Annotated in this window: 7 protein-coding genes and 3 pseudogenes; 6 read left to right on the top strand and 4 right to left on the bottom strand. The window is 54.1% G+C overall.

What is annotated here, in order from left to right; genetic code table 11:
• A pseudogene (locus tag BBW68_RS14120) lies at window positions 1-880 on the top strand (IS30 family transposase); the annotation flags it as partial.
• Here the strand turns inward: BBW68_RS14120 and BBW68_RS17190 are convergent.
• A pseudogene (locus tag BBW68_RS17190) lies at window positions 881-1577 on the bottom strand (transposase); the annotation flags it as partial. It lies immediately after the preceding pseudogene.
• A gap of 15 nt (window positions 1578-1592) precedes the next feature.
• On the opposite strand from BBW68_RS17190, the pseudogene BBW68_RS17195 reads away from it, so the two are divergent.
• The 4 genes and pseudogenes from BBW68_RS17195 to coaD form a co-directional block, all read left to right on the top strand.
• Window positions 1593-1889: pseudogene (locus BBW68_RS17195) on the top strand (hypothetical protein); the annotation flags it as partial.
• A gap of 181 nt (window positions 1890-2070) precedes the next feature.
• Window positions 2071-3345 (top strand): lipid IV(A) 3-deoxy-D-manno-octulosonic acid transferase, encoded by a 1275-nt coding sequence (gene waaA / locus BBW68_RS14130; RefSeq protein ID WP_070135835.1) that lies wholly within the window; start codon window positions 2071-2073, stop codon window positions 3343-3345.
• Complete coding sequence (locus tag BBW68_RS14135) at window positions 3346-4122, top strand: glycosyltransferase family 2 protein (RefSeq protein ID WP_070135836.1); 777 nt, start codon at window positions 3346-3348, stop codon at window positions 4120-4122.
• On the top strand, window positions 4119-4595 hold the full coding sequence (coaD, locus tag BBW68_RS14140; RefSeq protein WP_070135837.1) for a pantetheine-phosphate adenylyltransferase: 477 nt from the start codon (window positions 4119-4121) through the stop codon (window positions 4593-4595). Before BBW68_RS14135 ends, coaD begins: the two co-directional genes overlap by 4 nt.
• A 2-nt stretch (window positions 4596-4597) precedes the next feature.
• Here the strand turns inward: coaD and mutM are convergent, their stop codons facing one another.
• The 3 genes from mutM to rpmB form a co-directional block, all read right to left on the bottom strand.
• A complete protein-coding gene (gene mutM / locus BBW68_RS14145; RefSeq protein WP_070135838.1) occupies window positions 4598-5407 on the bottom strand; it encodes a bifunctional DNA-formamidopyrimidine glycosylase/DNA-(apurinic or apyrimidinic site) lyase in 810 nt (269 codons plus the stop codon).
• A 108-nt stretch (window positions 5408-5515) separates the two neighbouring features.
• Entirely contained in the window at window positions 5516-5683 is a 168-nt protein-coding gene (gene rpmG / locus BBW68_RS14150; protein WP_070135839.1) for a 50S ribosomal protein L33, read from the bottom strand.
• A gap of 12 nt (window positions 5684-5695) precedes the next feature.
• Entirely contained in the window at window positions 5696-5938 is a 243-nt protein-coding gene (gene rpmB, locus BBW68_RS14155; RefSeq protein WP_070135840.1) for a 50S ribosomal protein L28, read from the bottom strand.
• Between the two features lie 390 nt (window positions 5939-6328).
• Between rpmB and BBW68_RS14160 the strand changes: the two genes are divergently transcribed.
• The coding region (locus BBW68_RS14160; protein ID WP_186821351.1) for a transposase at window positions 6329-6522 on the top strand (194 nt) is incomplete at its 3' end.

The raw sequence follows: 6522 nt of genomic DNA on the forward strand, positions 1-6522 counted from the left end.
ATACCAGATAGCTCTGTTGTGTGAAGACAAAGTTAGTCAGGCCGAGATTGGTCGCCGGTTAGGCGTCTGTAAGTCAACAGTCTCGCGGGAACTGCGCCGTAATCGCTCTGTAGATGGCTACCAGCCTGCGGTAGCGCAGAAGCTCAGCACCAGCCGCCGCAAGGCTGCCGGCAAACGCAGGATGCATGAGGATACGGTCTTCTTTGTTGAGGCAGCGCTCAACTGGTTGTGGAGCCCTGAGCAAATCAGCGCCATTGGCGATATCATCGGCAGACCGGTTAGTCACGAATGGATTTACCAGCACGTGAGCGGCGATAAAGTCCAGGGCGGAAAGCTGTACAAGCTCCTCCGGCAGGGTAAACGCCGCTATCGCAAAGGTTATGGCAAGAAGCGAAGTCCGATACCTGACGCCGTATCTATCGAGCAGAGACCCGCCGTGGTTGATGAACGCAGCCGGGTTGGGGACTGGGAAGCTGACCTGGTTCTGGGTAAGCAAGGCACTGGAGCCATCGTTACGCTGGTCGAACGTAAAAGCCGTATTTATCTGACGAAGAAGGTTTTTTCTAAAGACTCTGCCGAAGTTGCCGCCGCTATTATCTCGATGCTGAGCGGCTATAAGGACGTCTGTCACACAATCACGTTCGACAACGGCAGGGAGTTTACCCGGCACAAGGAAGTCGCTGACGCGTTGGAAGCGGAAACCTACTTCGCTCATCCATATGCCTCGTGGCAGCGCGGGCTAAACGAGAACACCAATGGGTTGTTGAGGCAGTTTATCCCGAAAGGAACTGACCTGACGGCAGTGACGGATGACGAGCTCCGCAAGTACCAAGGAGCACTGAATAGCAGGCCACGGAAATGCCTTGGGTTCCGGCAACCTTTGCGCCACTGCCACTTTACCGTTATGAGAACGAGGCTCCGCTGCTGCCCCTTTTCATTTCCAGAAGCAGATGATTATCGCGCATCACTCTGTAAACCCTTTTGACATTCACTGTTTCTGCTCCCTCATCTTCGTTTTCCTTGCGCAGAAGCGCCCAGACCCTGCGGTATCCGTAGGTTGATAGTTCAGCGATGTGTTTCACTATCTGGGCTATAAGCACCTCATCGTCATGATACCGCCGACGACGTCTGTCCTGCCAGTCTGACGGTCGGTGAATACAGAGCGACAGCTGCGCGCGCGACACATTAAGGCAACGGCTGATAAGGGTCAGTCCGTATCCCCGGGAAGCAAGGGCGCGGGCGCTATCCATTTTTTTTGTGCGGCCGTACTCCACAGCTTCTTTGAGGAGTTCAACCTCCATGGTTTTTTTACCCAGCAGTCGCTGAAGCTCTTTTATCTGCTTCATGGCGGCAATGAGTTCAGAGGCCGGTACAACATCTTCACCGGCACTGACAGCGGTCAGGCTGCCATTCTGGTACTGACGCCGCCATATAAACACCTGATTGGCGTTGACGCCATGCAGTCGCGCAACATGGGAAACCGTCATACCGGGCTTTAGGGTCTGCTGAACAATAGCGATTTTTTCCTGTGGCGTGCGACGGCGTCTACGCTCAGGTCCGGACAGGATTTCAATCATTTTATCGTTGTGACCAGTGCTAAACATAGTTTTAAGACTACCTCTTATTTTAAGAGTGTCTACCTGTCTGGATATTCAGGGGGCCAGTCTAAGATGAAGCGCGACCACATCAGCATCATGCCGAAACCTGACGGGCTAACCGCGGTTAAGAACCTTGTGGAGGCCTTCAAACATTACAACGAATGGCATCACCCGACCTTTCGGAGTTTGATCATGACGTCCCACAGTGTGCTGGGATATCATTCGCCACGGGAATATCTGCGGCGGCGAACCAGCCATGGGTTAAGCGATAAAAAGTGTCTGGACATATAGGCCAATTCAAGGTCGCAGCATAATCTTTATTTATTCAACAAAGCCTCCTATAACCTGAGTCCATCTTTAGCCATGATGAAGTAGTGTGAGCCAGCCCGGGTTATCTGCTAACATGCGGCATTATTCCTCTTTTTTTGGCTATCTCCGGGCGTAAGTCTCTGTTCATCTGAAAAGCAATGTGATGATTACCATTTATACCGCTCTGCTGTATCTCATTCAGCCGTTAATCTGGCTTCGTCTCTGGCTCTGTGGCCGGAAATCTCCTACCTATCGCAAACGCTGGGCGGAACGCTATGGCTTTTGCGCAGGCAAAGTAAAACCTGACGGTATTCTGTTGCATTCAGTTTCGGTGGGCGAAACGCTGGCCGCCATTCCGCTGGTGCGGGCGCTGCGCCATCGCTACCCCGATCTGCCTATCGTGGTCACCACCATGACACCCACCGGGTCTGAACGAGCCAGCTCCGCCTTCGGCAAAGATGTGCATCACGTCTATCTGCCTTACGACCTGCCTAGGGCGATGAACCGCTTCTTCGATACCGTGCGCCCACGCTTGGTGATCATCATGGAAACCGAGCTCTGGCCGAACATGATTACCCAGCTGCACGAGCGTAAAATCCCACTGGTGATTGCCAACGCTCGGCTGTCAGAACGCTCCGCAAAGGGTTACCAGAAAATCGGCAAATTTATGAAGCGATTGCTACAACGCATTACGCTTATTGCCGCGCAGAATGCCGAAGACGGGAAGCGCTTTATCAGTCTTGGCCTGAAGAGCTCTCATCTGGCGGTAACCGGCAGCCTGAAATTTGATATCTCCGTGACGCCAGAGCTGGCTGCCCGCGCGATCACGCTGCGCCGCCAGTGGGCGCCACGCCGCCCTGTGTGGATTGCAACCAGTACCCATGAGGGGGAAGAGAGCATTATTCTGGACGCGCACCGCAAATTACTGGCGCGATTCCATAATCTGCTGCTGATCTTGGTGCCGCGCCACCCGGAACGTTTTGAGACGGTACGAGCGCTGACGCAAAAAAATAGCTTCAGCTATATCCTGCGCAGCAGCGGTGAGATCCCGTCCGGCAGCACTGAGGTCGTGATTGGCGATACCATGGGTGAGCTGATGCTGCTGTACGGTATTGCCGATCTCGCCTTTGTTGGCGGCAGCCTGGTCGAATGCGGTGGTCATAATCCACTGGAGCCTGCCGCCCACGCCATTCCGGTACTGATGGGGCCACATACCTTTAATTTCAAAGATATCTGTGCCCGCCTGCAGCGGGCAGATGGTCTGATTACCGTTATGGATGCCGACTCGCTGGATAAAGAGATCGGCAATCTGCTGACCGATGAGGACTATCGCCTCTACTATGGTCGTCATGCCGTTGATGTGCTGCATCAGAACCAGGGTGCTCTGCAGCGCCTGCTACATTTACTGGAACCTCATCTGCCACAGCGGAATCATTAAATGCACGCACGTCAGAAACTGTCGGTTGTGATGATTGCCAAAAACGCAGCCGAGCTGCTGCCTGAATGTCTTGAGTCCATCAGCTGGGCGGATGAAATCATCGTGCTCGACTCCGGCAGCAGCGACGGCACCGCAGCCATTGCCGAACGGCACGGCGCGCGGGTTTATCACTCCAGCGAGTGGCACGGCTACGGCAAGCAGCGCCAGCTGGCACAGAGCTACGCCAGCCATCCGATGATTTTAACGATCGACAACGATGAGCGCGTCACGCCTGAACTTCAACACGCCATTGAACATGTGCTGGAGCAGCCCGCTTCAGACAGCGTCTACAGCATCGCCCGGCGTAACCTGTTCCTCGGGCGCTTTATGCGCCACAGCGGCTGGTATCCCGACCGCGTCACCCGCCTCTATCCATGCCACTACCGCTACAATGACAACCAGGTGCATGAGTCGCTGGAAACATCCGGTAAGTGCGCAACGCCGCTCAAGGGCGACCTGCTGCATCTGACCTGCCGGGATTTTTCTGCCTTCCAGTGGAAGCAGTTTGCTTACGCGGAAGCCTTGGCTAAACAGCGTCACCAGCAGGGCAAGCGCTGTGGGATTGCCGCCATCTTCGGCCATACCTTCGGGGCATTTTTCAAAACGCTTGTGCTGCGCGCAGGTTTTCTTGATGGTAAGCAGGGATGGCTGTTGGCGATGGTCAATGCACAGTATACTTTTAACAAATACGCGGCCCTCTGGGCTCTGAATCACGCATCTAGGAAGGGCAGACTATGAGCACCAAAGCCATCTACCCCGGCACCTTTGATCCGATGACTAACGGACACCTTGATATCGTGTCGCGTGCGGCCCTGATATTTGACAGCATAGTGCTGGCCGTTGCCGCCAGTCCGAGCAAAAAACCGCTGTTTTCCCTTGAGGAACGCGTGGCGCTGGCGACCGAGGTGGTTACGCACCTGCCGAATGTGGCAGTGGTAGGGTTTAAAGACCTGATGGCAAACTTTGCCAAAGCGCAGCAGGCTAATGTGCTGGTGCGCGGCCTGCGCGCAGTCTCTGACTTCGAATACGAGCAGCAGGTGGCGCATATGAACCGCAACATGCTGCCGACTCTGGAAAGCGTTTTCCTGATGCCTTCCGAACAGTACTCGTTTATCTCCTCGTCCCTCATAAAAGAGGTGGCGCGCCACGGTGGTGAAGTGCAGGCGTTCCTGCCAGCGCCGGTGTATCAGGCGCTGAAAGCCAAACTCTGAGATTACTTCTGGCAGCGGCGGCAAAAGAAGGTGCTGCGCTGCCCGTGTTTGCTAATTTCAATCGGCGTACTACACGCTCTGCACAGCTCCCCTGCCCGACCATAAACCTGCAACTTCTGAGCAAAATAGCCCGGCTTGCCGTCGCTTTGTGAAAAGTCGCGCAGCGTGGTGCCGCCCTGCTCAATCGAATGCAGCAGCACCGCCTTGATGGTGCGAACCAGCAGCGCGCTATCGGCTTCGCTCAGTTCCATTGCCGGATGATTGGGTAGGATCCCGGCGACAAACAGCGATTCGCTGGCGTAGATGTTGCCCACTCCCACCACTATTTTGTTGTCCATCAGCCAGGGTTTTACCGCCGTGCGTTTACCGCGTGATTTTTCAAACAGATACTGCGCGGAAAAGTCATTGCTCAACGGTTCTGGCCCGAGGTGGGAGAGTACCGAGCTGACCGTCAGATCCGGGCTCCACAGCCAAGCGCCAAAGCGACGCGAGTCAGTATAACGCAGCACTTTGCCATTGCTCACCACTAGGTCGACGTGGTCATGCTTCGCCGCAGGTAGCTCTTCCGGCAGCACGCGCAGGCTACCCGACATGCCGAGGTGGATGATAATCCAGCCCGTCGGCAGTTCCAGCAGCAGATATTTAGCCCGGCGCTGAACGCTAAGCACCGGCTGGTCGCTTAGCGCGTGGATCTCCTGTGATACCGGCCAACGCAGGCGTGAATTGCGCACCACCGCATGCAGAATAGTGGCACCCACTAGGTGCGGTTCGATCCCACGTCGGCTGGTTTCTACCTCGGGTAACTCTGGCATATTCTCGCCTCCGTTGCTGTTTGGTCACCTGCGATGCCGCACAGTATTACAGACCCGCAGAAACAAAAAAAACCGGCCGAAGCCGGGTTTTTTATCCATTAAAATTAATTACTTAATCTTAGCTTCTTTATATATCACGTGCTGGCGGACGACTGGATCGAATTTCTTCAGTTCCAGTTTTTCCGGCTTAGTACGCTTGTTCTTCGTGGTGGTATAGAAGTGACCTGTCCCAGCAGAAGAAACCAGCTTGATCTTCTCGCAAATACCTTTAGCCATGATTTAGTTCCTTTACCTTAAGTACTTCTCACCACGGGTACGCAGATCGACCAGAACCGTCTCAATACCCTTTTTATCAATTACGCGCATGCCTTTGGCAGTTACGCGCAGTGTAACGAAGCGCTTTTCGCTCTCAACCCAAAAACGGTGAGAGTGCAGGTTTGGCAGGAAACGGCGTTTCGTCGCGTTCATTGCGTGGGAACGGTTGTTACCCGTCACCGCACGCTTGCCAGTTACTTGGCATACTCGTGACATGTCTATTTCTCCAAAAATCAAATCAGCTCGAGCTTTAAAAATAAGGTTCCGACCGCCTCGTCAGGCTTATAGCCCATCTAGGCGAGTTCTATGTAAACCCGCTTAGCAGGCACAAAACGCCAAACCCGAGATTCTCAAAGTTTGAGCAGTATATGCCCTGTGGCGCGAGTGCTCAAGCCCCGGATAAAGATCCCTCTGGATCGCATCCAATTGTCGTATCTGCACGGGATTTGTTCACTTTAGCTGCTGTAAAACCTCAGGTAAAGCAATAAAGGTTAAATTACGGTAGAGTCTTAGGACGTGGTGTAAATTTGGAAGGATGGTGAGAGCCATCGGCTTATCCGGTAAGGTAATGGTTAATTAGACAATTATCTCAGAAGGAGTCAACCGATGGCCGACAACAGCATGACATTCAGCAACACCCTGATGCAACTCGGCGGCGAGGACTGTCTGCGTGAACTCACCGAATTTATGCTCAACCGCATCATGGAGGCCGATGTCACTCAGCGCATCAACGCAGAGCCTCCTGAGCGCAGTGACGAGCGGGAGACCTACCGTAACGGCTACCGTGACCGTCAGTACCA

The sequence above is a fragment of the Candidatus Erwinia dacicola genome (genome assembly GCF_001756855.1).
GTDB lineage: Bacteria > Pseudomonadota > Gammaproteobacteria > Enterobacterales > Enterobacteriaceae > Erwinia > Erwinia dacicola.

Coding starts and splice junctions, on each gene's coding strand:
- waaA (WP_070135835.1), top strand. CDS start 2,071: ATGATTACCATTTATACCGCTCTGCTGTATCTCATTCAGCCGTTAATC.
- BBW68_RS14135 (WP_070135836.1), top strand. CDS start 3,346: ATGCACGCACGTCAGAAACTGTCGGTTGTGATGATTGCCAAAAACGCA.
- coaD (WP_070135837.1), top strand. CDS start 4,119: ATGAGCACCAAAGCCATCTACCCCGGCACCTTTGATCCGATGACTAAC.
- mutM (WP_070135838.1), bottom strand. CDS start 5,407: ATGCCAGAGTTACCCGAGGTAGAAACCAGCCGACGTGGGATCGAACCG.
- rpmG (WP_070135839.1), bottom strand. CDS start 5,683: ATGGCTAAAGGTATTTGCGAGAAGATCAAGCTGGTTTCTTCTGCTGGG.
- rpmB (WP_070135840.1), bottom strand. CDS start 5,938: ATGTCACGAGTATGCCAAGTAACTGGCAAGCGTGCGGTGACGGGTAAC.